The sequence below is a fragment of the Allobosea massiliensis genome, from assembly GCF_042655245.1.
Classification (GTDB): Bacteria; Pseudomonadota; Alphaproteobacteria; order Rhizobiales; family Beijerinckiaceae; genus Allobosea; species Allobosea massiliensis.
Genome location: NZ_JBHSLU010000063.1, coordinates 409246 through 435753, shown reverse-complemented (window position 1 = coordinate 435753; position 26508 = coordinate 409246). Strand labels below are relative to the sequence as shown.

Below are 26508 nucleotides of genomic sequence, written 5' to 3'. Positions count from 1 at the left end.
ACAGGCTCATGGTCATGGGCGGGATATGAGGGAGGGAGGGGGCGCTGTCAATTGCATCGTCACTCTCACGCGGCGCAGAGCGACGACCAGCGTCCTGGACGGCCTTGTGCCGACCATGACGGAAACGCGTTCTTGAACGATCCGAATCGCTTGGCGTGACCGGCGGACAATCCGATTCAACGCGTTTTCTTCACCGCCAGCGCCTGGATGTGGTGCTGCACCAGGGTCGAGCCCGCGATCGCGGTGATGTCGGCATGGTCGTAAGGCGGCGAGACCTCAACGAGGTCCATGCCGCGGATGTCGAGGTCGCGCAGGCCCCAGACCAGGCGCAGCGCCTGCTCTGACGACAACCCGCCCGAGACCGGCGTGCCGGTGCCCGGCGCAAAGGCGGGGTCGAGCGCGTCGATGTCGAAGGTCAGATAGGCCGGCCCCTCCCCGACCCGCTCGCGGATCCGCGCGAGCGTTCTCGCCACACCAAGGTCATGGACGGTGTAGGCGTCGAGAATCGCGACCCCGCCGTCGCGCGGCGCGACGGTGCGGATGCCGATCTGGATCGAGCGCTCGATGTCGATCAACCCCTCGCGCACCGCCTCCAGCACGAAGGAGCCGTGGCCGATGGCGCCGACGCCGTCATCCCAGGTGTCCTGATGCGCGTCGAACTGGATCAGGGCGAGCGGGCCATGGCGGGCGACATGGGCGCGCAGCAACGGCAGTGTGACGAAATGGTCGCCGCCCAGCGTCACAAGATGCGCGCCTGAGGCGAGGATGCCCGCGGCCTCCCTCTCGATGGCGCGGGCGCAACCCGGCAGGTCGCCGCGCGGCAGCAGGCAGTCGCCATAGTCGAGGGCCGTGAGATGCGCGAAGGGATCGAGACCGGAGGGGTATTGCGGATCGCCGTCGAAGATCGCGCTGGCGCGGCGGATCGCCTGCGGGCCGAAGCGAGCGCCGGGCCGGTTGGTCACGGCGAGATCGAAGGGCACGCCCCAGATCACGAGATCGCAGCCGGCGACGTCCTTGCCATAGCGCCGGCGCATGAAGGAGAGCGCGCCTGCATAGGTCGGGTCGCCCGCACCGCCGCGGCGCTCGCCGGTGAAGGCATGGTCGATCGAGCCCGGGCCAGCCTGCTCGGTCATCGCCGCTCTCCCCGGCTCACGGGCGACGCCCCATCAGCCAGACATAGAGGCACCAGGGCAGGATCAGCGCCAGCGCCGAGAGCACCAGCCGCAGAGTCGTCCAGGCGACCGGGTTCTGGAGCGCGCGCCCATCCAGCTCCGGCACGCCATGGATCACACCGAGCGCGACGGCCGGCGCCAGGAAGATCACCAGCGCGCTGGCGATGCGCCGCCCCCGCGGCAGGTCCCGCCGGGCCAGCGCGATCAGGGCCGGCACGGCGATCATGCCGAAAGCGATGAGAGTCAGGAGGACACGCATGGTCGTGGCCTATCGCAGCCGCTCTTCCGAGGAAACCCCGTCCGTCATGGCGAGCGCAGCGACCCATCCAGGGAAACGTCGAGCGCGCGAGGCCGGATGGCCTCTCTGCGCTCGCAATGACCTGCTACCGCCCGCCGCCGACGCGCAGGATCGAGCCCGTCACATAGGACGCTGCATCGGAGAGCAGAAAAAGCACCGTCTCGGCGATTTCCTCGGCGGTCGCCGCGCGCTGCATCGGCACCAGCGGGGCGATACGTCCGACACGGGCGGCGTCGCCGGTCGAGACGCCGTGAATATCGGTCTCGGTGATGCCGGGCGCGACCGCATTGACGCGGATGCCGGGCGCCAGCTCCTTCGACAGTCCCAGCGTGAGGCTGTCGATCGCGCCTTTGGAGGCTGCATACCAGACATATTCGCCGGCACCGCCGATCGTGGCCGCGACCGAAGAAACATTGACGATCGCCCTGCCCCGCGCCGTGCCGTTGGCAATCAGAGCGCGTGCGGCCTCGCGCGCCACGAGGATCGCCCCCGTCACGTTCACGTCGATGCAGGTGCGGATCACGGCCGCATCCGCCTGCGCGAGCGGGCTCGCCCGCCCGGTGATGCCGGCATTGTTGACGACATGGGTCAGCGGCCCAAGCGCCTCTTTCGCCGCCTCGAAGACGCGCGTGATGTCCTCCTCGCGCGCCATGTCGCCCTGAAGCGCGACCGCCTTCGCCCCGGCTGCCTCGCAGGCCGCGACGACCTCGGCCGCGGCCTTTGCCGCGCTCTGGTAGTTCACCGCGACGTCATAGCCGCGCTGCGCGGCCATCACGCAGATGGCGGCGCCGATACCGCGGCTGCCGCCGGTGACGAGGAGGACGGGGCGGGACATGGCGGCTCCTTGGATGTTCGCGTTTCAGACCCGAGCCCTCATCCTGAGGAGCGGGCCCGCTGCCCGCGTCTCGAAGGATGCTCCAGATGCTACCGTAGCGTCCTAAAGCATCCTTCGAGACGACCGCTGCGCGGTCTCCTCAGGATGAGGGCTGGAGGCTCAGTCAATACGAAAAGGGCGGCCCTTGCGAGCCGCCCTTTCCATAGATCGGACAGTCTGGAAACGATCAGCGCTTCGAGAACTGGAAGCTGCGGCGGGCCTTGGCCTTGCCGAACTTCTTGCGCTCGACGACGCGCGAGTCGCGGGTCAGGAAGCCTTCCTTCTTGAGCGGGCCGCGAAGCTCGGGCTCGTAGAAGGTCAGGGCCTTGGAGATGCCGTGGCGCACCGCGCCGGCCTGGCCGGAGAGACCGCCGCCCTTTACCGAGACGACGACGTCGTACTGGGTCAGGCGATCGACGAGCTGCAGCGGCTGCTGGAGGACCATGCGCAGCACGGGGCGCGCGAAATAGACCTCCTGGTCACGGGTGTTGACCGTGATCTTGCCGGTGCCGGGCTTGATCCAGACGCGGGCGATGGCGTTCTTGCGCTTGCCGGTGGCATAGGCGCGGCCCTGGGCGTCGACCTTCTTGACGTGGACCGGAGCGGCCTCGGCCTGGGTCGTCTTGACGCCACCGAGATCGGCGAGAGACTGGAGAACTTCAGCCATGATCAGACCCTCGCATTCTTGCTGTTGAGCGCGGCGACGTCGAGCGTCTCCGGCGACTGGGCCGCATGGGGGTGCTCCGCGCCCTTGTAGACGCGCAGGTTGCCGAGGATCTGGCGGAAGAGCGGGCCGCGGGGCAGCATGCGCTCGACGGCCTTCTCGACGATCCGCTCGGGGAAGCGCCCCTCGAGGATGAACTTGGCCGAACGCTCCTTGATGCCGCCGGCGTAGCCGGTGTGGTGGTAGTACACCTTCTGGTCGCGCTTGCGGCCGGTCAGGACCACCTTGTCGGCGTTGATGACGATGATGTTGTCGCCGCAGTCGACATGGGGGGTGTAGGCCGCCTTGTGCTTGCCGCGCAGACGCATCGCCACCACGGAGGCGAGACGGCCGACGACGAGCCCGGAGGCGTCGATCACAACCCACTTCTTTTCGACATCGGCGGGCTTGAGCGAGATGGTCTTCATCGCGGGCACCCTTCGGAGCGTTGAAAAAAGGACAAGCCGCCGGAGAACCGGCGGCGGTGTGAGCGGGGGATAGTGGCAGGCCGCTCCGGTGTCAACCGTTGCTCAGTGCTTGGGAAACCGAAAAACGCATTGTTTTCAGAGAAATGCCGAAAACGGTATCATAGTACCGCATCTCGTTCGTCTTGCTCGGGCTTGACCCGAGTCTCTCGGGCCGGCGATTCTCGGGTGAGGCCCGAGGATGACGCCGCGTTGACCTCAGCGCTCCACCGGAATCGAATAGGTCCCCGTCGCATGGGCGACCATCTCGCTCTCGCCCTGCGAGTAGAGCGAGACCTCGCCGACCGCGAGCCGCTTGCCGAGCTTGAGCAACCTCGCCTCCCCGATCAGGGCTGCGGGCGCCGGCTTGCGCAGGAAGTTGAAGGACAGGCTCGTGGTGACGGCGAGCGCGACCGGGCCGATCTGGCCGAGGATCGCGGCGTAGAGCGCGAGATCGGCCAGCGCCATCATCGTCGGGCCCGAAATCGTGCCCCCTGGGCGCAGATGCTTCTCGTGATAGTCGCAGCGCATGCGGGCGCTCATCGGCCCGACCTCCTCGACGAAATAGGTCCGCCCGCCGCTGTGGAGCTGCGGGAAGACCTCGTCGAGAAAGGCCTCGAGCTGCGCGGCGTTCATGCGGGGCGTGGGGTCGCGCAGGGTCATCTCGGGCGGTCCGGCACAGGCAGCGATGAGGAGATGCCCCTTGCAGCATGGGGGAGCGCGGCGGACAATACGGCAAAACGCACAGGCAAACGCTCACGGAAACGCCGAGGTCACCGCCATGAACGCCCATGCCCGCCCCGAGGCGGCACCCGCGCTGCGGCGCGAGGACAGCGAGGGCATCGCCGTCCTCACGCTCGACCGGCCGCAATCGCGCAATCCGCTCAGCGAGGCGATGCTGGCCGCGCTGGCCGAAAGCTTCACCGCCATCGCCGCCGACCGGAGCGTCAAGGCGGTCGTGCTGGCAGCCGAAGGCCCGGTGTTCTGCGCCGGGCACGATCTGAAGGAGATGAGCGCGCATCGCGCCGATCCCGATCGCGGCCGTGCCTATTTCACTGACGTCCTCGGGCGCTGCTCGGGCGTGATGCAGCAGATCACCGCCCTGCCCCAGCCGGTGATCGCGGCGGTCGAGGGCACGGCGACGGCGGCCGGCTGCCAGCTCGTCGCCAGCTGCGACCTCGCGGTGGCGGGCGATGCCGCGCGGTTCTGCACGCCGGGCGTCCATATCGGGCTGTTCTGCTCGACGCCGATGGTCGCGCTGACGCGCAACCTCTCGGCCAAGCACGCGATGGAGATGCTGCTGCTGGGCGAGATGGTGCCCGCCGAGGAGGCGGCGCGGATGGGGCTGGTCAACCGCGTCGTGGCGGCCGGCAGCGCGCTCAGGGAGGCGAAGCGGCTGGCGGCCGTGATCGCCTCGAAATCCACCGCGACCATCCGCATCGGCAAGCGCGCCTTCTACGAGCAGCGCGAGATGGACCTGGCTGAAGCTTACGACCACGCCTCGGCGGTGATGGTCGAGAATATGCTGGCGCGCGATGCCGAAGAAGGCATCGGGGCCTTCGTCGAGAAGCGGGCGCCGGTCTGGGAGGGGTAGGCGCGGGGAACCCCTCTCCTGTAAGGAGAGGGGCGGGGGTGAGGTGTCGGCCCCTGGACCAGATTTCTGCCGCAGCCCGCTATCGTTTCACTGGTTTGCCGTCCGGCCCTCACCCCTGCCCCTCTCCCACACGGGAGAGGGGTTCCCCGCGCCTCTCCTTGCCGGATCAGAGCCTTGTCCATGTCCCACGACGCCTATCCCGACGCCCAGATCCGTCAGATTCTCAAGGACACCAAGCGCATCGCGCTGGTCGGCGCCTCAGCGAACGAGGCGCGGCCTTCCTGGATCGTGACGAAATACCTGCTCGACCGGGGCTACGACGTCATCCCCGTCAATCCCGGCCTCGCCGGCCAAACGCTGCTGGGCAAGACCGTTTACGCGTCGCTGAAGGACATCCCCGGTCCCGTCGACATGGTCGAGATCTTCCGCAACTCGGAAGCCGCCGGGCCGCTCACCGACGAGGCGCTGACGCTCGATCCGCTGCCGAAGGTGATCTGGATGCAGCTCTCCGTGCGCAATGACGAGGCGGCGGCGAAGGCCGAGGCCAAGGGCGTCGCCGTGATCATGAACCGCTGCCCCAAGATCGAGTATGGCCGCCTCTCGGGCGAGATCGGCTGGCAGGGCATCAACTCGCGCATCCTGTCGTCGAAGAAGCCGGTGCTCGCCGGCAAGGGCTTCCAGAAACTGACGATCCACCGCCCGGGGACGTGAGGACCCGCGCGGTCGATGAATTGACGCTGCCGGGGTCGTTCGATAAAACGAACGCAATGTCTCGCATTCAGAAGATCGCAGGGAGTAGACGATGACCGACCGCGCACCCGGTTTCCACACGCTCGCCATCCATGCCGGCGCCGCGCCGGATGCGGCCACCGGCGCGCGCGCCACGCCGATCTACCAGACGACCTCCTTCGTCTTCGACGATGTCGACCATGCCGCCTCGCTGTTCGGGCTGCAGGCCTTCGGCAACATCTACACCCGCATCGGCAACCCGACCAATGCGGTGCTGGAGGAGCGCGTCGCGGCGCTGGAAGGCGGCACGGCCGCGCTCGCCGTCGCCTCGGGCCATGCCGCCGAGTTCCTGACCTTCCATGCGCTGCTGCAGCCGGGCGACGAGTTCGTCGCCGCCAAGAAGCTCTATGGCGGCTCGATCAACCAGTTCAACCACTCCTACAAGAACTTCGGCTGGAACGTGATCTGGGCCGATTCGGACGATCTCGAGGCCTTCGCCGCCGCGGTGACGCCGAAGACCAAGGCGATCTTCATCGAATCCATCGCCAATCCGGGCGGCGTGATCGTCGACATCGCCGGCATCTCGAAGATCGCGAAGAAGCACAACATCCCGCTGATCGTCGACAACACCATGGCGACGCCCTACCTGATCCGCCCCTTCGAGCATGGCGCCGACATCGTGGTGCATTCGCTGACCAAGTTCCTCGGCGGCCACGGCAACTCGATCGGCGGCATCATCGTCGATGGCGGCTCGTTCAACTGGGTCGGCGACGACCGCTACCCGATGCTCTCCAAGCCGCGGCCGGAATATAACGGCATGGTGCTGGGCGAGACCTTCGGCAATTTCGCCTTCGCCATCGCGACCCGCGTGCTGGGCCTGCGCGACATGGGCCCGGCGCTCTCGCCCTTCAACGCCTTCATGATCCTGACCGGCATCGAGACGCTGCCGCTGCGCATGCAGCGCCATTGCGAGAGCGCGCTGGCGGTCGCGACGCATCTTTCGAAGCATCCGGCGGTGGAATGGGTCAGCTATCCGGGCCTGCCCGGCGACAAGTATCATGAGCTGGCGAAGCGCTATTCGCCGAAGGGCGCCGGCGCGGTCTTCACCTTCGGGCTGAAGGGCGGCTACGACGCCGGCGTCAAGCTCGTCACCGAGCTCAAGCTGTTCTCGCATCTCGCCAATATCGGCGACACGCGCTCGCTGGTCATACACCCGGCCTCGACCACGCATCGCCAGCTCAGCGACGAGCAGAAGACGGCATCCGGCGCCGGCCCGCAGGTGATCCGCCTGTCGATCGGGCTGGAGGACGTGCAGGATCTGATCGACGATCTGGATCAAGCGCTGGCCTGATCTTCGTCAATAGCCACGCCGTCATTCCGGGGCGCCCGCAGGGCGAGCCCGGAACCCATAACCGCAGGCGGCTGCAGAAAGCACGCGGCCGCCGGTCGCCTTTCCTTGGGTGCTCGGCGGTCATGGGTTCCGGGCTCATTGCTTCGCAATGCCCCGAGCATGACGGCGCGGTTCACCCCCGCGAGGCGCCCTCGTTGCGCGTCACATGCACCACGCCCATCGCCAGCACGAGGAAGCCGAGCGCCTGGTGGGCGAGCCCGGCCCAGAGCGGCACGACCAGCAGCAGCGTGACGATGCCCAGCACGGCCTGGCTCAGCGTCAGGCCGGCGAGAGCGGTCGCGCGCTTGGCCCCGCCCGAGCCCGGCGCCGCCCTGCGCAGCGAGAGCATGTGCCAGAGCGCCAGCGCCAGCAGCAGATAGGCGCCGATGCGGTGGTTGAACTGCACGAGAGCGGCGTTGTCGACGAAATTCTCCCAGAAGGCGGGCCGCACGAACAGCGTCTCGACGCCAGGCACCAGCGCGCCGTCCATCAGCGGCCAGGTGTTGTAGACGAAGCCGGCGCGCGAGCCGGCGACGAGCCCGCCGAGCGCGATCTGCCCGAAGAGCAGCGCCAGCAGCAGCCAGGCCATGCCCCGGCCCTGCGCCGGTTCGGCCCGACGCGGCGGGGTCAGGAATGTCGCGAAGGCGACGACGGAGGCGAAGAAGAGCGCGGCGAAGGTCAGATGCAGCGTCAGCTTGACCGGCGCGACCGCGATCATGCCGGGCTGCAGGCCGGACGCCACCATGATCCAGCCGATCGTGCCCTGCAGGCCGAGCAGCAGCCCCATGCCGAAGAGCACCAGGGTCTGGCGCCAGGACAGCAGCCGCAGGCCTGCGACAACCAGGAAGCCGCCGAGATAGACCAGGCCGATGAAGCGGCCGAGCTGGCGGTGGCCCCATTCCCACCAGTAGATGAACTGGAACTCGCCGAGGCTCATGCCCTGGTTCAGCAGCTGGTATTGCGGGCTGGCGCGGTATTTCGCGAATTCACTCGCCCAGGCCTCGGCCGAGAGCGGCGGCAGGGCGCCGGTGATCGGCTTCCATTCCGTGATCGAGAGGCCGGAGCCCGTCAGCCGCGTCGCGCCGCCGACGACGACCATGACGAAGACCAGCGCCGCCACGGCCCAGAGCCAGCGCCTGACCCCGGCATGCTGGCCGCCCTGCAGGATGATCGAGGGGTGTCTGTCGAGAGCGATCGTCACGGAAGCGGGGCCTTCGGTCGCATCGGATTGGCTTCACAAGCGCGGGAGCAGGTGACAGATAGTCGGCGCGCCGGGAGCCGACAACGCCCGCATTGCCGCAGGCCGGCGCCCGCGCCGAGAACCAGGACGAGACCGCCCGATGAGACAAACCCACCGCAAGCTGATCGGCGCCGTCGTCATCATCGTCTTCGTCTGCGTCTACGCTCTCGTCGCCATGGCGCTGGCGCAGGGGCGCATCACCGAGGCGCCGAAATTAGTCCAGACGATCGCCTATATCGCGCTCGGCCTGGTCTGGGTGCTGCCGCTGCTGCCGCTGATCAAGTGGATGGAGCGGAAGGACCGGGTCTGAAGCGCGCACCCGTCATGCTCGCCCTTGTGGCGAGCATCCACGTCTTGAACTCAGGTCCCGACCAGCAAAGACGTGGATGGTCGGGACAAGCCCGACCATGACGTCCGGCGCTATTCGGCGTTCACCCGCCGCCCCCGGTTCCAGAGCCAGAACGGCAACCCGGACAGCAGCGCCCTTACGGCCGCCTCGCTCTGGTGCAGCCCGTTGAGCGAGACGCGCGGCAAAGCGTGGAGGTGGTCGGCATGCTCCGCGAAGAGATGGCCCGGCCGCGTCGTCACCGCGCTGGCGAAGCCTGCCGCCTTCGCCATGGCGAACTCCCGCGGACCGGCCGAGGTGGGGTCGCCGACCGGATAGGCGAAGTGGCGGATGGGGAGGCCAAGCTCGGCCTCGATCCGGGTTCTGCTCTCGGTGATCTCGGCGTGGGCGAAGGCCTCGTCATGCTTGGCCAGCATCGGATGCGTCAGCGTGTGGGCGCCGATGGTGACGCCCGGCGCGCCGGCCAAAGCGCGCAGCGTCTCCCAGGGCAGGCATTCGCGCTCCACGAGCGCGGCGGAATCCATGCCGGCCTGGGCCATGAGATCGGAAATCGCCGACAGCAGAATCGCTTCCGGCTGTTTGCGCAGACGCCAGTAGAGCGTCTCAAAAGCGCGCTGCTTGCCGGCTTCGCTGGCCGTCCTGGCCGTGAAGGGGCCGTCTGGCAGGGAAAGCGAGAGCGCCGGCAGCGCGCGGATCGCCTCCTCCAGTTCCAGCCACCAGAGCCGCGCGGTGCGGTCGGCGAAGCCCGGCGTGACGAAGAGCGTCCACGGCGCGTGATGCTTCGCCAGCACCGGCCAGGCGTGCTCGACATTGTCGCGATAGCCGTCGTCGAAGGTCAGCGCGACGAAGACGCGGCCCGGGCGCGGTGCCGCCAGCCGAACGAGCGCTTCGTCCAGCGACACCAGATCATAGCCCTCGGCGCGGATCAGGGCGAGCGTGCGGTCGAGGAAGTCGGGCGTGATCTCGAGCAGGCCATTGGGCCGGAAGCCGCCCGCGCCTCGCGGCCGGACATGATGCAGCGTCAGGATGACGCCGCGGCCCTGCGCGAGGCCCCTGCCCCAGCGGTCGGCGCCTGTGGCCGCGATCGCCCTGAAGACGGCGGAGAAGGCAAGGTGGCGCAGGTTCATCTGTCCGTTCCGCGGCAACCGCCCGCTAACGCTGTTGTCCGATGGCGGCGCCATCGCGAGCGATCTCGGGCGATCTTGGCCAGTCCGTTCACAATAGCGGGTTAAGGAGGCGGCATCGCCGTTGCTCCCGAGGCTTTCAGATCCATGTCAGCGCTCGTCGAACAGAGTCCATCCGCCCCCCCTCGCCTCGCCGATCAGCCGGTCGCGCGCGAGGCCGGCGTCACGAGAGGCTGGGCCAGCCTGTCGGTGGTCGCGGACATCGCGGCGCTGGCCGAGGATTGGCAGTGGCTCGAGCAGCGCGCCCTGGTCACGCCCTACCAGGCCCATGGCTGGGTGCGCGCCTTCGCGGAAACGGTCGGCCGGGCCGAGCGCATGGTGTTCCGCCATGCGGTGCTGCGCGGCGCGACCGGCGAACCGCTGGCGATCCTGCCGCTCGTCATCACGCGCCGCAATGGCATCCGCTTCGCCGAATTCATCGGCGGCAAGCATGCCAACTATCATATGGGGCTCTACGACCCGGCCTTCGCCGCCGGGCTGGACGCTGCCGCCGCGCGGCTGATGCTGGCCGAGATCGGGGCGGCCATCGGCGGGCTCGACGCCTTCATCTTCGTCAACCAGCCGACGCAGTGGCAGGGTGTGCCGAACCCGCTGGCCCAGCTCGCCGGCGGCCCGAGCCCGAGCGGAGCCTACAAGCTCGCCCTCACGCCCGGCGATGCCGAGGGTTCGCTGCGGCGCTCGATGAGCAGCCACGCCCACAAGAAGCTCAAGAACAAGCGCAACCGTTTCCAGGCCTATGGTCCCTCCGAAGTGGTGCGGGCCCGGACGCCGGAGGAAATCGCCCGCGTCATCGACGCCTTCTTGCGCCAGAAGGCGGCGCGTTTCGCGATGATGGGCATCGCCGATCCGTTCGCACCGCCCGCGGTGCGCCGCTTCATCGAGCGCGGCGCCCGGGCGGAGGGCGAGACCGCGCCGACGCTGGAGCTCTATTCCCTCGATGTCGGGGGACAGTCGGTCGCGACCTATGTCGGCGCCGTACAGGGCGCGCGCTTCTCTGGCATGGCGACCTCCTTCGACATGGACAGCGAGGCCGCCAAGAGCAGCCCGGGCGAGATCCTGCTGGTCGAGCTGATCAAGCTGAAATGCCGGGAGGGCGTCACGGTCTTCGATCTCGGCGTCGGCGAGGCGCGCTACAAGACGACGATCTGCGACGAACGCGACGATCTCGTCGATACCTTCCTGCCGCTGACGGCCAAGGGACGGGCGTTTGCCCTGTTCAGCCGGGCCAAACGCGAGGTCAAGCGACGCATCAAGGCCTCGCCGACAGCGCTGAAGCTCGCGCACCGCATCTCGGGCTGGCTGCGGCGCGGGCGCAAGCCCGCCGCCGAGGAGTAGCCGCCGTCAGAGCGGCGCGGGGTCGCGCTCGCGCAGCTCGCCCATTCGCGCCGGCTCGGGCGCATCGAGGATCAGCGTCACTGGCGTCTTGGTGAGATCGGCCAGGCGGTAGGCCGCCTCGACGGCATGGCCGTTGCCGAGCTGGCCGGCCATGACGAGCCCGCCCTGGGCGCGCTTCGCCAGCGGCGCGAGCACCGTGGATTCGTCGTTGGAGGCAGCGGCGACGAAGACCCAGTCATAGGTCTCGCAGAGCGCGTCCAGCGCGACCTCGACGAGGTCGGGCGCCGCCAGGACCGCGTCGCGGCCCGCGCGCCCGGGACCGATGCGATGCAGCCGCGAGCCGGTCTGGCGGGTGATGATGTCGGAGAACAACGCCTCGCCGGCGAGCAGCTCGGAGAAACCGGGCTGGCTGCGCCCTTCGTCGGCCGCGAGATCGACGATGATGCAGCGGCAGCGCTGGGAGAGCAGATCGGCGAGATCATGCGGGGTGGTCGCGCCCTCGCCCGCCCCGTCGAGCACGAGCACCATCGGCGCCATGCCGCGCGCCGGCTCCTCGATGCGCTCGGCGAGATCGGCCAGGGTCTGCTCGGGATGGACGAGATCGATCGTGACCTGGCCCAGCCGCCCGCCATGGGTGAGCAGGCCGGCGACGCGCTCGCGCCTCGTGTCGGTCTGCGGCTCCTCGCGGCGCGGCGCCCCCGTGGTCCCGCCGCCGACCCAGCCCGGCGTGCGGCGCGACCCCGAAGCCGGCACATCGCGCTGCCCGTTCAGCAATTCGCGCGAGACGACTGTCGCCAGCGAGACCAGGAAGGTCGCGAGCGTCGCCACCAGCACCGTCGGCAGCTTCTTCGGGAAGGACGGCTCGGTCGGCTCGATGGCGCGGGAGATGACGCGGGCATCGGCGGGCGTGGCGTTCTGGGTGTCGCGGGCCACGGCCTCGCGGTAGCGCAGCATGTACTGCTCGAGCTGTTCGCGCAGCGCGCGCGCCTCGCGCTCCAGCGCGCGCAGCTGCACCTCGCTGTCATTGCCGGTCGAGACGCTCTTCTTCTGGCCGTCGAGGGCGGCGGTGAAGCTCTCGACGCGCTGGCCGGCGATCTTGGCCTCGTTCTCGAGCGTCCGGACGGCCCGTTCGGCCGCGGCGCGGAGCTGGCCCTCGAGATCGGCGAGCTGGGCGTTCAGCTCCTTGATGCGAGGATGCTCGGAGAGAAGGTTGCGGGATTCGAGCGCGATCTGGGCGCGCAGATTGACACGCTGTTCGATCAGCCGGCGCACCAACTCGTTGTTGGCGACGTCGGGGATTTCGAAGGTGCGGCCCTGCTTGATCGCCTCGCGGATCAGGCCGGCCTTCGCCTGCGCCTCGGCCTGCTGGCTGCGGGCGGCGGAGAGCTGAGCCGAGAGATCACCGAGCTGCTGGGCGTTGATCGTGGTGTTGTTGCTGCCGACGAGCAGCCCGTTGCGGGAGCGGAAGGCCTCAACCTTGGCCTCGGCCTCGGTGACGCGCTGGCGCAGCGGCTCGATCGTGGTCGAGAGCCAGGAGGAGGCGCTGCGGGCGGAGTCCTGCTTCGCCGCCTCCTGCAGCTCGAGATAGACATTGGCGATGATGTTGGCGCCCTTGGCCGCCAGCGCCGGATCCTGCGAGGTGAACTCGACCGCGACGATGCGCGAACGGCCCACCGGATAGACCAGCAGCCGGTCGTAGTACTTCTCCAGCACCCGATCCTCCGGCGAGCGGTCGGCCGGATGGCCGCCGAGCCCGACAAGGACGCCGATCTTGCGCAGCGCGTTCAGCGCGCCGGCGCCGGAATCGAATTCGGGATTGCCGACGAGCCCGATGCGCTTGATCGCCTCGCGGGCGAGATCCCGCGACATGATGATCTGGACCTGGCTTTGCACGGCCTCGGAATCGAACTGGGCCGAAGCATCGGCGGACTGGCCGGGCAGCGCGAAGAAGGTGCCGCGGTTCTCGAGCAGGATGCGCGCCTCGCCGGTGTAACGCGGCGAGACCAGGTTCACGGCAACGAAGGACAGGCCGAGCACGGCGAGCGTCGGGCCGATGATCCAGCCGCGGCGGCGCTTGACCGCCTCCCACAGCGCGGAGAGATCGAGCATCTCGCCGCGACCGTCGTCGCGCGCCGCCGGCTCACGCAGATCATCCCTGACGAGGCTCTCGGTGTGAGCGGTCATGACCCATCCATTCACGCAAAACGCACGCGCCCCGGACAGGACGCGGAAGGGATGAAAGCGCAGTAAGGTTATTGCCGGGTTAAGCGCCGGCGCGCGCCTTCGTCCCGAAGCGGCGCGAAAGCGCTCGCCCGGAAGCTTTTCTTAACCATATCGCGCCCATGCTTTGCGCAGCTTCGCATGGGTATCGCTTGTGATGAGTCGTCGTCTCGCCCCTCTCGCACTGGCCATCGCCATGACGGCCGGCGCCTGCGCGCCGCGCGTCGGCCCTTCGGAATACGCCCTGGCCCAGCCTGCCGGCCCCTACCGCCTCGCCAGCGGCGACCGGCTGCGCATCATCGTCTTCGGACAGGACAATCTCTCGAACATCTATGCCGTCGATGGCTCGGGCCGGATCGCGATGCCGCTGATCGACACCGTCGAGGCGCAGGGCCGGACCACGCAGCAGCTCGAACGGGCGATCGAGGGCAAGCTGCGCGCCGGCTTCCTGCGCGAGCCCAAGGTCTCGGTCGAGGTCGACACCTACCGACCTTTCTTCGTCCTCGGCGAAGTCACCAATTCGGGCCAGTTTCCCTACGTCCACGGCATGACCGTGCAGACCGCGGTGGCGATCGCGGGCGGCTTCACCCCTCGCGGCCAGCGCAGCAGCGCGGAGGTGACCCGGCAGATCGACGACCGGCTCGTGACCGCGAGCGTCCCGATCACCTATCCGGTGCAGCCGGGCGACACGATCGTGATCAAGGAACGCTGGTTCTGAGCCTGCGCGGAGAACCCCGATGACGGATGCCGCGCGGCTGCGGATCCTTCACGTCTTCCGGGCGCCGCTCGGCGGACTGTTCCGGCATGTCCTCGACCTCGCCCGCGGCCAGGCGGAGCGAGGCCATGAGGTCGGCATCTTCTGCGATGCCAGCACGGGCGGGACACGCGCCGACGCGGTTTTCGCCGAGTTGTCGGGCCGGCTCTCGCTGGGCATCACACGCGTGCCGATGTCGCGCTATCCGAGCCTCACCGATGCGCGCGCGCAGTTCTCCGCCATCGCACTGCGCCGCGAGCTGGCGCCGGACGTGGTGCACTGCCACGGTTCCAAGGGCGGGGTCTATGGGCGAATGCCTGCGCTCATCAGCCCCGGGCGGCGCTACATCACCGCCTATACGCCTCATGGCGGCAGCTTCAACTACAAGCCCGGGAGTACCGAGCATAAGGTCTACATGGCGGTCGAGCGGCTGCTCGAACGCGCCACAGACATCTTCCTGTTCGAGAGCCGCTTCATCGCCGGGCGCTTCGAGGCCTCTATCGGCCACGAACCCAGGACGGACCACCGCATCGTCCTCAACGGCGTGTCCGACCCCGAATTCGAGCCGATCGACCACAGCGAGGCGGCCTTCGACCTCGTCTATCTCGGGGAGTTGCGCTCGGCCAAGGGCATCGACACGCTGATCGAAGCGCTCGGCCTGCTGAAGACGCGGGACAGGCTGACGCCGCGCATCCTGATCGTCGGCTCGGGGCCCGACGAGGCGGAACTGCGCTCGCTGACCATCGCCCGCGGCGTCGCTGCGCAATGCGTGTTCGAGCCGCCCGGTCCGATCCGGCAGGCGCTGTCTCGCGCGCGCGTCATGGTGGTGCCGTCGCGGGCGGAATCGCTGCCCTATGTCGTGCTGGAGGCGGCGGCGGCGGCGCAGCCGCTCGTCGCCACCGATGTCGGCGGCATCAACGAGATCTACGGACCACGCCATCGCCACCGGCTGATCCCGCCCGACGACGCCCCCATCCTCGCGGCGGCGATCGCCAAGCTGCTGGCAGCGCCGGAAGCCGATCGCGCGGCCGAGGCCGCCGATCTCGCGGCGCATGTGCGCGAGAATTTCCGTCTCGCGCCGATGATCGACGGCGTGCTCGACGCCTATCGCGACGCGCTGGCGAAACGCGCAGGCGGCTGAGCCGTCAGAGCGATTTCAGTGCGACGACGCCGACCACGACCAGAACGATCCCGGCCCAGCCGCTCGGCCTGATGCGCTGGCCGAAGGCTAAGGCGCCGACGAGGGCGGTGATCACCAGCCCCGCTCCGCCCCAGACGGCGTAGGCCACCGAGAGGTCCATGCCGCGGATCGCCTGGGCGAGAGCGGCGAAGGCCCCGATGACCAGCAGGATACCGATCGCTCCCGGGAGACGCCGGCGCAGCCCGTCCGACAGCTTGAGCAGGCAGGACCCGGCAACTTCGAGGACCACCGCCAGAGCGAGCCACGCGATGGCCAGCCATTGCGGCAACAGGGCGGAGGTCATGCGAGCCTCCCCTGGTGCGGCGCAGCGGCATCGGGACTTTCGCCGACGCCGCGCTCGAGCAGCAGGATGCCGGCGAGGATCGCGGCCAGGGCTGCGACGCGCCCCGGCGTGAGATGCTCGCCGAAGAGGAGATGGCCGATCAAGGCGATGCCGACGATGCCCAAGCCCTCCCAGACCGCATAGGCGACGGCGAGCGGGATGACCCGCAGAGCGACGCTGAGCAGCGCGAAGGAGAGACCGATGAGAAGGAGTGGCAGGAACGCGACCAGCCAGGATTCGGACACGACGGATTTCAGCGCGGCCGTCGCGACGATCTCGACGGCGATGGCCGCGAGCAGGAAGAACCAATGGGAAGACATGAAGCACACGGGCCGATCGGGCGGCGGCCATCGCGGGGGCGAGGCCGGAAGATCGGCAAAAGTTCGGGTTTGAAATCAGCGTCCGGAAGAACAGGCCACCGCAGGATAACCGCAAGGCATCACAGCGACGGGCGCGCCATCAGCACTCAGGCTGCAGCGGCAATCGCCTAGAAATATGCTTCTCAGACACTCATCACAGTTGGATATAGCCTCGCGATTGCATTTCGTCAACCTTTCATCACTTTACAGGCACCGAACCCAGTCTGGATCGAAGGCATTTCGTCGGCTCAAAACCTGGATCAATACCTTGTCAGACCAAGACAATTCCGGCTTTCCCAAGCCGGCGAAAAGCGAGGCCCGCGGGATGGCCTCCCGCAGCCCGCCTTCCTGACCACGCTCCGGGAAACAGCGATGCGTCCGATTAAGCCTTCCGTGAGCATTTTCCGGTAGGCCAGCGGCAAGATCGGCGGGCCGGCGAAGATCGCGTCCGGCGGTGCCGACCGCGACGGGGATGTGACGTCATGGGTGCCTTCGATGTCCGCGACCTGATGAAGGCGGATGCCGCCGCCTCGGCGACGCCCGACATGTTCGGGCCGGCCCGAAGCGGGACACGCGTGTTCCATCCTCTGGCCGAGCGCATTGCCGCGATCCCGGTCAAGCCGACGCTGTCGCCGGTGATGATCGAGGGGCTGGTTCGCCTGCTCGACGTGCTGGCCGTGGTGGGGGCCGGCGGCCTGATCTACTGGCTCTACGCCGCGGGCACGACCGAGAGCATCCTGCCCTACCAGATCACGATTCCCGCGCTCGCTGTGGGCGCGCTCGCCACCTTCCAGGCGCTGCATCTCTACCATGTCGGTGCGCTCAGGAACTTCATCGCCATGGCGGTGCGGCTCGCCAGCGGCTGGACCCTGCTGTTCCTAATCACGCTGGCCGCCTTCTTCTTCCTCAAGATCGGCGATCAGGTCTCGCGCGTCTGGCTGCTGGGCTTCTACAGCGTCGGCGCGGCGGCATTGCTGGGCGAGCGTCTGGCGGTGACGCTGGCCGTGCGGCATCTGACGCGCTCGGGGCGGCTCGAGCGACGCACTGCCATCGTCGGCGGCGGCGAAGGCGGCGAAGCCCTGATCAAGGCGCTAGAGGCGCAGCGCGACACGGGCCTGCGCATCTGCGGCGTCTTCGACGACCGCAACGACGACCGCTCGCCCGACCTCGTCGCGGGCTATCCCAAGCTCGGCACGATCGACGACCTCGTCGAGTTCGCGCGGCGCACCAAGCTCGATCTCGTGATCTTCACCCTGCCGATCTCGGCCGAGGCGCGGCTTCTGGCGATGCTGCGCAAGCTCTGGGTGCTGCCGATCGACATCCGGCTCTCGGCGCATATGTCGAAGCTGCGCTTCCGGCCGCGCTCCTATTCCTATTTCGGCGCGGTGCCGGTGCTCGACGTCTTCGACCGGCCGATCGCCGATTGGGACATCGTCGTCAAATGGGCCTTCGATAAGGTCGTCGGCACGCTGGCGCTGATCCTGCTGTCACCGGTGATGCTGGCGACGGCGATCGCGATCAAGCTCGATTCGAAGGGGCCGGTGCTGTTCCGGCAGAAGCGCTACGGCTTCAACAACGAGCAGATCGAGGTCTTCAAGTTCCGCTCGCTCTATCACGAGATGACCGACCACACCGCCGCCAAGCAGGTGACGAAGGACGATCCGCGCGTCACCCGCGTCGGCCGCTTCATCCGCAAGACCTCGCTCGACGAGCTGCCCCAGCTCTTCAACGTCGTGTTCAAGGGCAATCTCTCGCTGGTCGGCCCGCGCCCGCATGCGCTGCATGCCACCGCCTCGAACCGCGCCTATGAGCAGGTGGTCGACGGCTATTTCGCGCGCCACAAGGTCAAGCCCGGCATCACCGGCTGGGCGCAGGTCAATGGCTGGCGCGGCGAGACCGACACCGAGGACAAGATCCAGCGCCGCGTCGAGCACGACCTCTACTACATCGAGAACTGGTCGGTGCTGCTCGACCTCTACATCCTGATCAAGACGCCCTTCTCGCTGATGACCAAGAGCGAGAACGCCTATTGAGCGCGCTCGCCGACAGGAGCGGCCAGGAGCCGGCACGACGCGGCCGGCTGCGCATCTCCTATGCGACGCTGAAGCGCGGCGTGCTCTGGCTGCTGACTGCCTGCAGCGGTCTCGCCCTGATCGAGCCCTCGCCCTATGAGGTCGTGTTCCTGCTCGCGCTGTTCGTCTTCGCGCTGACGGGGATCCGCTTCTCGCAGAAGCTGCTGCCGCTGGCGCTGCTGCTGCTGCTCTACAATATCGGCGGCACCTTCTCGCTGATCCCGTGGATGGACGATGCCGCGGCTGTGCGCTTCACCGCCGTCTCGGTCTATCTGATGATCACCGCCGTCTTCCTCGCCGGGATCATGGCGGAGGACCCTGTGGGGCGCCTGGAGACGCTGCGCCGGGGCTATCTGTTCGCCGCCTGGGGCGCGGGATTCGCGGGCATCCTCGGCTATTTCGACATCGCCGGCCTCGGCTCGATCTTCACGCTCTATGGCCGCGCCTCGGGCACCTTCAAGGACCCGAACGTGCTCGGGCCCTTCCTGGTGCTGCCGATCGTCTATCTGCTCCAGCATGTTCTGATCGGCCGGCTCGGCCTGATGCGGGGACTTCTGCTGATGAGCGTGCCGCTGGTCGCGCTGTTCCTGACGTTCTCGCGCGGCGCCTGGGGTAATCTGGTGGCCGCCACGCTGCTGATGGTGGCGCTGACCTTCCTGACGGCGCCGAGCGCGGCGCGACGGGCGCGCATCATCGGTCTCTCGCTGCTGGCGCTCGGCTTCGTGGTCGTCGCCCTGCTCTTCGCACTGTCCTTCGAGAACATTCGCAGCGTCTTCGAGGTGCGCGCCAACCTCGTGCAGGATTACGACGGCGGCGTCACGGGCCGCTTCGGCAACCAGCTGCGCTCGATTCCGCTGCTGCTGGACGAGCCCAACGGCTTCGGGCCGCTGCGCTTCCGCTGGCTGTTTCCGGAGGACCCGCACAACGTCTACATCAACGCCTTCGCCTCCTATGGCTGGCTCGGCGGCTTCTCCTGGCTGGCGCTGATGGCGGCAACCTGCCTCGTCGGCTGGCGGCTGGTGTTCCAGCGCACGCCGCGCCAGACCCATGCCATCGCGCTGTGGTCGGTGCTGTTCGTCACGATCCTGCAGGGGATGCAGATCGATACCGACCATTGGCGTCATATGTATCTGATGCTGGGTCTCGTCTGGGGGCTCGCCGCCCTCCCCGCCGCGCCGCAGACGGCGCCTCAGCCGCGATCCTTGCGCACGACGACATAAGCGTAGGTCGTCACGAAATCCCAGCCGATCTTCGCCGCCAGCGCGTTGAAGCCGTGGTCGATCTGCTTCAGCCCGGGCATCCGGTCGAAATAGCCGTGTCCCCAGAAGCGCTGAATGTGGATGTCGGTGAAGCCGGCGCGGTTCAGCATCGGCGCGAGCGTCGCCCGGCTGCCGCGGCACCAGTCGTAATGGGCGGGAAACTTGGGATCGCCGCCGCCGTCCCGGCGCAGCGGGAAGAGCGCGTGGACGATGGCGCGCGAGGCCTTCTCCGGCAGCAGATGGTTGAGCGCGAAGACCGGGGCCCAGAGCGTCGGGAAGAAGGCGAGCGCAACGCCGCCCGGCGCCAGCAGAGCGTGGATGTTGGTCCAGGCGCGCTCGACATCCTCGACATGCTCGAAGACCATGCGCGAGACCATCAGATCATAGCCGCCGCGAGCGATGTCCGGTTCGGAAAGATCGCCCGCAATGTCGAAGCGCGCCGTCTTCAGGCCCGCCGGCGTCAATGCGAGTTCGCCCGCGTCGATGTCGTTGACGATGAGGTCGATGCCATGGCCGGCCGCCTGCTCGGCGGTAAAGAGCGGATCGCGGCCTCCGCCGATCTCGCAGACACGGCGCAGGCCGAACTGCCGCGCAAGGTTGAGAATCGTCGGCTCGTAATGGTCCCAGGCCCATTGCGAATGCCAGTCGGGCGCGAGTTCACGGAAAAAGCCCTCGACGGACCGGTTCGGGTTCGCATGAGCGCGCGAAGCAGGCCGGATCGGATCGGCCGTGACAGTCGCCAGTGACATGGTCTTCTCCGCCTGCTCGACCCTTGGGGAACGCTCAAAACAATGCTGATCTGCCCCGATAACCGCAATCACCGAGTGTTTCGACAGTTAATGGGCCCTGACATCGGCCGGTTTCGGCCAGCCTCGGCAAAGGTGCGGAACGAATGACGGGTCGCGCCCCAAAACAACCGACGCAAGCGGATTGCATCCGCGGAACACCGCCACTATAAGCCGACCCGTCGGAGCGTAGCGCAGCCCGGTTAGCGCACTTGTCTGGGGGACAAGGGGTCGGAGGTTCGAATCCTCTCGCTCCGACCATTTTTTGCCGATCCGCTTCCCCCTCCTCGCGGTCGGCCGTGATCCGGTTTGTCCACAGGCTCGCAGCGACCCTGCTCTTGCAGCGTCATGGAAATGACGAAACGTTAGCGCTCTGCTTCGCCGGAGCCCGTCGCCATGCCTGCGTCCCCGCGTTCCGTCTCGTTTGGCGTCTCAGGCCAAAAAGCGGTCCTGCTGCGGATGGTCATGGTGCTGACGATCGCCATGGCGATCGCGTTGCCACTGCTGAACTAAGCCGAGTTTTCAGGGCCTCTGCCGTCAAAACCCTGCGACGTCGCTCGTATCCCGACGCAATCGCAGGTAAGCTCTGCCATCAGCGTGCGAGAGAAGGACGAGAACGATGGTAGGGGACAACCGGGGACCGCGCGCCTGGCACGACGTCAACACCGTGCAGGAGGCACCGCGCGAGAAGCAGAAGTCGAGCGGACGCATCGCCGCCGAGGAGGCTGCCGCTCGCAAGAAGATCGAGGCGCTGCGCGCCCAGCGGCTGGCCAAGCAGGCCGCCGAGCCGCCGCCGGCACCGCCCGCGCCGAAGACGCCGCGGCGCAAGGCGGCGGCGCCGTCGGCCTGAGCGATCAAGGGCGGCGCGCGACGCCGCCCTTTGTCGTCGCGCTCGCCGCTCAGGCGGCAAACCAGCCTGCGAGCAGGTTGATGTCCGCCTGGGACAGGCCATGGCCCGCCGGCAGCGTGCGATGATCGACGCTCGCCCCATTGTCCGACAGCGTCCTGGCTAGCCGCCCGACATCGGCGGCCGGAACGATCGGGTCCATCGCACCGGAGAGGATCAGCACCCGCTTGCCGCTGAGATCCGCCTCGGGCGGCTCCGCGAAAGGCGACATCGCCCGCAGCAGCGCCGCTCCGGCCAGCACCTGCGGCCGCAGCAGCAGAAGGCTGGCTGCGATGTTGGCGCCGTTCGAAAAGCCGAGCGCGACCGGCTGGGCGAGGCCGTAGCGCTCCCGCGCCGTCTCGACGAAATCGGCGAGTTCATGGGTGCGCCGATGCAGGTCGTCCTCGTCGAACACGCCCTCGGACAAACGCCGGAAGAAGCGCGGCATCGGGCCTTCGAGCACCTTGCCGCGCGGCGAGAGTAGGGTCGCGCCTGGCGCCACCGCCCGGCCGAGGCCGAGCAGGTCGCGCTCGTCGCCGCCGGTGCCATGCAGCAGGAGGAGCGGCGACCGGGCGGCATCGGAGCCGGGCTCGTAGATGTGGACGAAGTCGGTGGTGGCGGTGGTGTCCATCGGACATCCTCCTTTCGAGAGCGGTGACACCGCCCTGCCCCGCCCGAAGGCGGAGCAGGGTGGCGATCAGGCGAGAGCGGGCAGCACGGCCTCGATGCGGGCACGCTGCGCCTCGAGACCCGGCGGCAGCTTCAGCGCCTGGCCGAGGCTGTCGGCCGGCTCGTCCACGGCGAAGCCCGGCACGTCGGTCGCGATCTCGAAGAGCACATGGCCGGGCTCGCGGAAGTAGACGGAGCGGAAATAGTTCCGGTCGCGCTGCTCCGTCGTGCGGATGCCGTGGTTCTCCGCGAGCTTGCGGACCATCTCCTCCTGCGCCGCGTCGTCGGCCGCGCGGAAGGCGATGTGGTGAACCGAGCCCGCGCCCTGCCGCGCCGGCAGGAAGCCGCCGGCGACGCGGAGGTCGACGACATCGCCCATCGGCGCGCCGTCAGCGCGGTAGCGCACCAGCGTCTCCTCGCGACCGATCTCGCGGAACCCGAAGACATCGCTGAGGATCGCCCCGGTCGGCGCCGCATCGGCGACGAGCAGGCTGACGCCGTGGAAACCACGGATCGCATGCTCGACCGGGATGCCGCCCTCGGCCCAGGCAGGCTCGGCCTCGATGCCGGGCACACCGACGACCGAAAGCCGCATCCCGTCGGGATCGCGGAAGGCCAGCACGGTTTCGCCGAAGCGCTTCACCGGCACGTCATGGGGCACGCCGTGCTCGACGAGGCGATGGGCCCAGTAGCCGATCGCGCCCTCCGGCACGCGGAAGACCGTCTCCTGCGTCTCGCCGACACCGAGGCGGCCCTGAGCCGCATGCTCCCAGGGGAAGAAGGTCAGGATCGAGCCCGGCGCCGCGGCGGCATCACCGTAATAGAGGTGATAGGTGCCCGGATCGTCGAAATTGACGGTCTTCTTGACGAGGCGCAGGCCGAGCACGCGGCCATAGAACTCGAGATTGCGGCGGGCCGGACCGGCGATCGCCGTGACGTGATGAATGCCGTTGATCTGCATGGCGGTGGTCCTTTCGAACCGGGGCGGCGCCCCGTTGCCGCTGAGATTGGACCGACGGCGCCGAAAAGCCAGCGCAACACCATTGCTCATTCGCAATGTCGACATTGAGATCAAGCCATTTGCATTGCGTCGATGCGAGAGCGATCTCTTGGGGCGAGACCAGCCCGGTCCCGTTCAGGAGACTGCCCCCATGATCGACACACGCCTCGCTCCCTATGCCGCGCTCGGCCTTCGCATCGCGCTCGGCCTGATGTTCATCGCCCATGCCTATCTGAAGATCGCGATCTTCACCCCGGCCGGTTTCGCCGGCTTCCTCGGGCAGGTCGGCCTGCCATCGTTCCTCGCCTGGCCGATCATCCTGGCCGAACTCATCGGCGGCCTCGCGATCCTCGTCGGCTTCTACGGCCGCTATGTCTCGCTGCTGCTGCTGCCGATCCTGCTCGGCGCACTCTTCGTCCACGCTCCGAATGGCTGGGTCTTCAATGCGCCGAATGGCGGCTGGGAATATCCGGCCTTCCTGGCCCTGACCGCCCTCGCCCATGGCCTGCTCGGCGACGGCGCGCTGGCCCTGAAGTCTGCCCGGCTGCCGGCCCTCGGCACCCCCGCCGCCGCCTGACGCCGCCCGCCGCGAACCCCTCGCCGCCTTCAAGGCCTCCCGGCCTTGAAGGCGGCGATGTCCTGTCGGAGAGTGCGGCGATGCCTGCTTTCGCCAAGCCCCCCTCCGCCAAGTCCCCCTCCGCCGCCGGCCCGCGCACCGGCCCGCAGACCCTCGCCTGGGACGATTTCCGCCTGATCAAGGCGATCGCGGAGCGCCGCGCCCTCCCGGCTGCCGCCGCTGCGCTCGGCCTCAACCATTCGACCGTGTTCCGACGTCTCGGCCAGATCGAGCAGGCGCTCGGCGTCAGGCTCTTCGAGCGCCATCGCAGCGGCTATGTCGCGACGCCGGCCGGCGATGAGATGGCGCAGCTCGCCGAGCGCGTCGACAGCGACATCAGCGCCTTCGCCCTCAAGCTCGCCGGCCAGGAGATCAAGCCCGCGGGCGATCTGCGCGTCACCACCAATGACACGCTGCTGGTCGACCTGCTGACGCCCGTCTTCGCCGGTTTCCTCGGCCAGTGTCCCGACATCCGGCTCGACGTGCTGCTCAGCAACCAGGCGCTGAACCTCTCGAAGCGCGATGCCGATGTCGCCATCCGCGCTACCGACAATCCGCCGGAGACGCTGGTCGGCCGGAAGGCGGCCCGGATCGCCTGGGCGCTTTATGGCCGAGCCGTCGATTTCACCGGCGCCGAGCCCGTCCCCATCGAAAGCCTCTGGCAGCGCGCCTGGGTCTCGCTGGGCGACAGCTTCTCCGGGCTGAAGGCCGTACGCTATCTGGCGCAACATGTCGCGCCGGAGCGGATCGTCTACAAGGTCAATACGGTGCTGGGACAGGCGGAAGCCGTCGAGGCCGGCATCGGCATCGGCTTCCTGCCCTGCTTCATCGCCGACCGGAAGCCGGCTCTGACGCGGCTGGCCCCGCCCGATGACGGGCTCGGTGCCGATCTCTGGCTGCTGACCCATCCGGATCTGCGCCATTCGCCCCGCGTGCGCCTCTTTCTCGACTACATGGCCGGCGAGCTCGGGCGGATGAAGCCGCTCATCGAAGGAGAGTTCCCGCTGTCGCCGCGCCATGCAGACGGCGAGCACGGTTCGCAGGCTCCGGCGGCATGAGCGGCGAGCTGAACGGCCTGACCTGGCTTCTGCTGCTGTCGATCCCGCCCGGCCTCGCCTTGGCCGGCTACTGGGCGCGCGGCCGCTTCGGAGACAAGCCACCGAAGGTGCCGCCCGGCGATCCGGGCAATCCGACCTGACGCGGAACGACCCGCGACGGGGTTCCGTCGCGGGTCGTTCCGAGGTCGGCAAGAGCCGGATCAGGCCGCCTTGCGGTTGATCCCGGTCTCGGCGAGCTTGGTCAGCTTCTCGTCGGCAGCATGTTCCTCGTCGAGGTTCTGCTGCAGCAGGGCGGCACAGTCCTCGCGGCCGAGCTGCTTGGCCCAGGCCGTCAGCGTGCCGTAGCGCGTGATCTCGTAATGCTCGACCGCCTGCGCGGCGGCGACGATGGCGGCGTCGAGCACCCGCTTGTCGGCGACCTCGCCCACGACCTCGTCGGCCTCCTTCAGGATGCCGTCGATGGCCGGGCAGTCGACCGCCTTCACCTCGGCGCCATGCTGCTTGAAGACCTGCTCGAGCCGGGCGATATGGCCTTCGGTCTCGGTGCGGTGCGCCGTCAGCCCCTGCTTGAGGGTCGGATCCGTCGCCTTCTCGATCATCTTCGGCAGCGCCTTATGGATCTGCTTCTCGGCGTAGTAGATGTCCTGGAGCTGATGGACGAAGAGGTCGTCCATCGTCTTGATGTCCTTGGAAAACAGTCCCATGGCGGTCTCCTGCGGTTTCGGGATCGTCGGAAAGAGCGTGCGGCGCCGCCGGGCACCGGATGCGCCGCTCCTGTCGAACGAACGTGCGCGCCGGCCATGTGTTCCGCTCGCGGAGGCCCCCAGGCGGTGCGGCCCGGGTTTCGCGGCGCGGCTGCTTCCTCTAGGCTCCCGCCATGGAGATGATCATACCCCTGATGATCGGCCTGACGCTGATCTGGCTGATCGGCCGCGGCACGCCCTGGAACGCCCGGCTGATGACGCTGGCGGTGACGCTCGCGGTCATCGTCCTCATCGTCGCGCTTGAGCGTGGCGGCTACTGGCCGGCGGAGTGGCGCCGGCAGTGATGCCGCGCGCTCAGGCGACGAGCTTGAGACCGACGATGCCCGCCACGATCAGACCGATGCAGGCCAGCCGTAGCGCCGTCGCAGGCTCGCCGAGCAGGACGATGCCGAGGATGGCCGTGCCGACCGTGCCGATGCCGGTCCAGACCGCATAGGCGGTGCCGACCGGGAGGCTCTTGAGCGCCAGCCCGAGCAGGCCGAGGCTGACCGCCATGCTGGCGAGCGTCAGCACGGTTGGAACGAGGCGGGTGAAGCCCTGCGTATATTTCAGGCCGATCGCCCAACCGACCTCGAACAGACCCGCGATGAAAAGATAGAGCCAGGCCATGACGGCGCTCCGCGTCGAAATGGCGAGGTCGTCCACGCCGGACCAGACAGGCGCCGTCGCGCCGGGGTCGTCCCCGCTCCCGATCTAGGACAGGGGCCAGGCGCTTTCAACCGGCGGCGTCAGGCGAGTTCCGCCGGCGGCTGCAAAGCGCGGTCGAGGATGCGCTTGCACTCGCCGAGTTCGGCCAGGACGGCGGTGAGCAGGGTGATGTCGTCGAGCCCGGGCGGTACCGGCGCGCGGCCGGGCTGCGCCGCTTGAGCTCCGACGCCTTCGCGCGCCTTGGCGGCTCCCGCCGGCGGCGGCCCGATCGGCGCACCGCGGCCGATGGCCTGGACATGGCGAGGCCCCTGTTCCTTCAGGATCCGCTGCAGGCCCTTGATCGTGTAGCCCTCGCCGTAGAGCAGGCGGCGGATGCCCTTGAGCAGGGCGACATCGTCCGGGCGATAATAGCGCCGGCCGCCGCCGCGCTTCAGCGGCTTGATCTGGGGAAAGCGCGTCTCCCAGAAGCGCAGGACATGCTGGGGAATATCGAGGTCTTCAGCGACCTCGCTGATGGTGCGGAAGGCATCCGGGCTCTTGGTGTCCATGTCGGCCTCTGTCTCGCC

31 protein-coding genes and 1 tRNA gene are annotated in these 26508 nt (G+C 68.4%); 15 read left to right on the top strand and 17 right to left on the bottom strand.

Translation table 11 applies throughout. The features are described from left to right. Window positions 1–176 precede the first annotated feature (176 nt). The 6 genes from speB to ACFPN9_RS19890 all read right to left on the bottom strand — a co-directional run bounded on the left by speB (window position 177) and on the right by ACFPN9_RS19890 (window position 4174). A complete protein-coding gene (gene speB, locus ACFPN9_RS19915) occupies window positions 177–1133 on the bottom strand; it encodes an agmatinase (protein WP_066734697.1) in 957 nt (318 codons plus the stop codon). 16 nt (window positions 1134–1149) lie between these two features. Beyond that, complete coding sequence (locus ACFPN9_RS19910) at window positions 1150–1431, bottom strand: hypothetical protein (RefSeq protein WP_066734694.1); 282 nt, start codon at window positions 1429–1431, stop codon at window positions 1150–1152. Between the two features lie 124 nt (window positions 1432–1555). Next, on the bottom strand, window positions 1556–2305 hold the full coding sequence (locus tag ACFPN9_RS19905) for an SDR family oxidoreductase (RefSeq protein WP_066734690.1): 750 nt from the start codon (window positions 2303–2305) through the stop codon (window positions 1556–1558). A 226-nt stretch (window positions 2306–2531) separates the two neighbouring features. Next, the gene (gene rpsI, locus ACFPN9_RS19900) at window positions 2532–3011 is read right to left on the bottom strand and encodes a 30S ribosomal protein S9 (RefSeq protein ID WP_066734688.1); all 480 of its coding nucleotides are present in this window, start codon (window positions 3009–3011) and stop codon (window positions 2532–2534) included. A 2-nt stretch (window positions 3012–3013) separates the two neighbouring features. Next, entirely contained in the window at window positions 3014–3475 is a 462-nt protein-coding gene (gene rplM / locus ACFPN9_RS19895; RefSeq protein ID WP_066734687.1) for a 50S ribosomal protein L13, read from the bottom strand. 255 nt (window positions 3476–3730) lie between these two features. Beyond that, window positions 3731–4174, bottom strand: a complete 444-nt coding sequence (locus tag ACFPN9_RS19890; RefSeq protein ID WP_245282439.1) for a PaaI family thioesterase — start codon at window positions 4172–4174, stop codon at window positions 3731–3733. 118 nt (window positions 4175–4292) lie between these two features. Between ACFPN9_RS19890 and ACFPN9_RS19885 the strand changes: the two genes are divergently transcribed. The 3 genes from ACFPN9_RS19885 (at window position 4293) to ACFPN9_RS19875 (ending at window position 7185) form a co-directional block, all read left to right on the top strand. Beyond that, window positions 4293–5105 carry an enoyl-CoA hydratase gene (locus ACFPN9_RS19885; RefSeq protein ID WP_066734685.1) on the top strand — a complete coding sequence of 271 codons (813 nt, stop codon included), beginning with the start codon at window positions 4293–4295 and terminating at the stop codon, window positions 5103–5105. A gap of 180 nt (window positions 5106–5285) precedes the next feature. Then, on the top strand, window positions 5286–5816 hold the full coding sequence (locus tag ACFPN9_RS19880) for a CoA-binding protein (protein WP_066721222.1): 531 nt from the start codon (window positions 5286–5288) through the stop codon (window positions 5814–5816). Between the two features lie 91 nt (window positions 5817–5907). After that, complete coding sequence (locus tag ACFPN9_RS19875) at window positions 5908–7185, top strand: O-acetylhomoserine aminocarboxypropyltransferase (RefSeq protein WP_066721224.1); 1278 nt, start codon at window positions 5908–5910, stop codon at window positions 7183–7185. 172 nt (window positions 7186–7357) lie between these two features. Here ACFPN9_RS19875 and ACFPN9_RS19870 read toward each other — a convergent pair whose 3' ends face one another. Then, a complete protein-coding gene (locus ACFPN9_RS19870) occupies window positions 7358–8425 on the bottom strand; it encodes a COX15/CtaA family protein (RefSeq protein WP_280939907.1) in 1068 nt (355 codons plus the stop codon). 139 nt (window positions 8426–8564) lie between these two features. On the opposite strand from ACFPN9_RS19870, the gene ACFPN9_RS19865 reads away from it, so the two are divergent. Continuing rightward, entirely contained in the window at window positions 8565–8774 is a 210-nt protein-coding gene (locus tag ACFPN9_RS19865) for a DUF2842 domain-containing protein (RefSeq protein WP_066721226.1), read from the top strand. 110 nt (window positions 8775–8884) lie between these two features. On the opposite strand, the gene ACFPN9_RS19860 is transcribed toward ACFPN9_RS19865, so the two are convergent. Continuing rightward, on the bottom strand, window positions 8885–9937 hold the full coding sequence (locus tag ACFPN9_RS19860; RefSeq protein WP_066721228.1) for a polysaccharide deacetylase family protein: 1053 nt from the start codon (window positions 9935–9937) through the stop codon (window positions 8885–8887). Window positions 9938–10081: 144 nt separating this feature from the next. Here ACFPN9_RS19860 and ACFPN9_RS19855 point away from each other — a divergent pair, with 144 nt between their 5' ends. After that, a complete protein-coding gene (locus ACFPN9_RS19855) occupies window positions 10082–11329 on the top strand; it encodes a GNAT family N-acetyltransferase (protein ID WP_066721230.1) in 1248 nt (415 codons plus the stop codon). A 6-nt stretch (window positions 11330–11335) separates the two neighbouring features. Here the strand turns inward: ACFPN9_RS19855 and ACFPN9_RS19850 are convergent, their stop codons facing one another. After that, window positions 11336–13513: a GumC family protein gene (locus tag ACFPN9_RS19850; RefSeq protein ID WP_067254594.1), complete on the bottom strand. Its 2178-nt coding sequence runs from the start codon at window positions 13511–13513 to the stop codon at window positions 11336–11338. Window positions 13514–13706: 193 nt separating this feature from the next. Here ACFPN9_RS19850 and ACFPN9_RS19845 point away from each other — a divergent pair, with 193 nt between their 5' ends. Further along, window positions 13707–14267: a polysaccharide biosynthesis/export family protein gene (locus ACFPN9_RS19845; RefSeq protein WP_067254597.1), complete on the top strand. Its 561-nt coding sequence runs from the start codon at window positions 13707–13709 to the stop codon at window positions 14265–14267. A 19-nt stretch (window positions 14268–14286) separates the two neighbouring features. Next, window positions 14287–15444, top strand: coding sequence for a glycosyltransferase (locus ACFPN9_RS19840; RefSeq protein WP_066735028.1), 1158 nt, complete (start codon window positions 14287–14289; stop codon window positions 15442–15444). A 4-nt stretch (window positions 15445–15448) separates the two neighbouring features. Here the strand turns inward: ACFPN9_RS19840 and mdtI are convergent, their stop codons facing one another. Together mdtI and ACFPN9_RS19830 are read right to left on the bottom strand one after the other, a co-directional pair. Next, window positions 15449–15787 (bottom strand): multidrug/spermidine efflux SMR transporter subunit MdtI, encoded by a 339-nt coding sequence (gene mdtI, locus ACFPN9_RS19835; protein ID WP_156449782.1) that lies wholly within the window; start codon window positions 15785–15787, stop codon window positions 15449–15451. Next, window positions 15784–16146 (bottom strand): DMT family transporter, encoded by a 363-nt coding sequence (locus ACFPN9_RS19830; protein ID WP_066735030.1) that lies wholly within the window; start codon window positions 16144–16146, stop codon window positions 15784–15786. The genes mdtI and ACFPN9_RS19830 overlap by 4 nt, the downstream gene beginning before the upstream one ends. A 521-nt stretch (window positions 16147–16667) precedes the next feature. Here ACFPN9_RS19830 and ACFPN9_RS19825 point away from each other — a divergent pair. Both ACFPN9_RS19825 and ACFPN9_RS19820 read left to right on the top strand, forming a co-directional pair. Beyond that, window positions 16668–18218, top strand: coding sequence for an undecaprenyl-phosphate glucose phosphotransferase (locus tag ACFPN9_RS19825; protein WP_066735032.1), 1551 nt, complete (start codon window positions 16668–16670; stop codon window positions 18216–18218). Then, on the top strand, window positions 18215–19477 hold the full coding sequence (locus tag ACFPN9_RS19820; RefSeq protein ID WP_067254601.1) for an O-antigen ligase family protein: 1263 nt from the start codon (window positions 18215–18217) through the stop codon (window positions 19475–19477). Before ACFPN9_RS19825 ends, ACFPN9_RS19820 begins: the two co-directional genes overlap by 4 nt. On the opposite strand, the gene ACFPN9_RS19815 is transcribed toward ACFPN9_RS19820, so the two are convergent. After that, window positions 19447–20265, bottom strand: coding sequence for a class I SAM-dependent methyltransferase (locus tag ACFPN9_RS19815; protein ID WP_066735037.1), 819 nt, complete (start codon window positions 20263–20265; stop codon window positions 19447–19449). The genes ACFPN9_RS19820 and ACFPN9_RS19815 overlap by 31 nt on opposite strands. 219 nt (window positions 20266–20484) lie before the next feature. Here ACFPN9_RS19815 and ACFPN9_RS19810 point away from each other — a divergent pair. Next, a tRNA-Pro gene (locus tag ACFPN9_RS19810) sits at window positions 20485–20562 on the top strand. Between the two features lie 358 nt (window positions 20563–20920). Beyond that, window positions 20921–21151 (top strand): hypothetical protein, encoded by a 231-nt coding sequence (locus ACFPN9_RS19805; protein ID WP_066735039.1) that lies wholly within the window; start codon window positions 20921–20923, stop codon window positions 21149–21151. A gap of 49 nt (window positions 21152–21200) precedes the next feature. Here the strand turns inward: ACFPN9_RS19805 and ACFPN9_RS19800 are convergent, their stop codons facing one another. Together ACFPN9_RS19800 and ACFPN9_RS19795 are read right to left on the bottom strand one after the other, a co-directional pair. Further along, entirely contained in the window at window positions 21201–21818 is a 618-nt protein-coding gene (locus ACFPN9_RS19800; RefSeq protein WP_377817459.1) for an alpha/beta hydrolase, read from the bottom strand. A 66-nt stretch (window positions 21819–21884) separates the two neighbouring features. Beyond that, window positions 21885–22817 (bottom strand): ring-cleaving dioxygenase, encoded by a 933-nt coding sequence (locus ACFPN9_RS19795; protein ID WP_377817458.1) that lies wholly within the window; start codon window positions 22815–22817, stop codon window positions 21885–21887. A 190-nt stretch (window positions 22818–23007) separates the two neighbouring features. Between ACFPN9_RS19795 and ACFPN9_RS19790 the strand changes: the two genes are divergently transcribed. The 3 genes from ACFPN9_RS19790 (at window position 23008) to ACFPN9_RS19780 (ending at window position 24670) form a co-directional block, all read left to right on the top strand. Continuing rightward, entirely contained in the window at window positions 23008–23433 is a 426-nt protein-coding gene (locus ACFPN9_RS19790; protein WP_066734836.1) for a DoxX family protein, read from the top strand. An 80-nt stretch (window positions 23434–23513) separates the two neighbouring features. Further along, a complete protein-coding gene (locus ACFPN9_RS19785; RefSeq protein ID WP_082735192.1) occupies window positions 23514–24530 on the top strand; it encodes a LysR family transcriptional regulator in 1017 nt (338 codons plus the stop codon). Continuing rightward, on the top strand, window positions 24527–24670 hold the full coding sequence (locus tag ACFPN9_RS19780) for a hypothetical protein (protein WP_156449922.1): 144 nt from the start codon (window positions 24527–24529) through the stop codon (window positions 24668–24670). Before ACFPN9_RS19785 ends, ACFPN9_RS19780 begins: the two co-directional genes overlap by 4 nt. A gap of 60 nt (window positions 24671–24730) precedes the next feature. On the opposite strand, the gene ACFPN9_RS19775 is transcribed toward ACFPN9_RS19780, so the two are convergent. Further along, window positions 24731–25234, bottom strand: a complete 504-nt coding sequence (locus tag ACFPN9_RS19775) for a YciE/YciF ferroxidase family protein (protein ID WP_377817457.1) — start codon at window positions 25232–25234, stop codon at window positions 24731–24733. A gap of 173 nt (window positions 25235–25407) precedes the next feature. Here ACFPN9_RS19775 and ACFPN9_RS19770 point away from each other — a divergent pair, with 173 nt between their 5' ends. Next, window positions 25408–25578, top strand: coding sequence for a hypothetical protein (locus ACFPN9_RS19770; protein ID WP_156449921.1), 171 nt, complete (start codon window positions 25408–25410; stop codon window positions 25576–25578). A gap of 10 nt (window positions 25579–25588) precedes the next feature. Here ACFPN9_RS19770 and sugE read toward each other — a convergent pair whose 3' ends face one another. Continuing rightward, window positions 25589–25903: a quaternary ammonium compound efflux SMR transporter SugE gene (gene sugE / locus ACFPN9_RS19765; protein ID WP_066735621.1), complete on the bottom strand. Its 315-nt coding sequence runs from the start codon at window positions 25901–25903 to the stop codon at window positions 25589–25591. Window positions 25904–26022: 119 nt separating this feature from the next. After that, window positions 26023–26490 (bottom strand): MerR family transcriptional regulator, encoded by a 468-nt coding sequence (locus ACFPN9_RS19760; RefSeq protein WP_066735632.1) that lies wholly within the window; start codon window positions 26488–26490, stop codon window positions 26023–26025. Window positions 26491–26508: the final 18 nt, after the last annotated feature.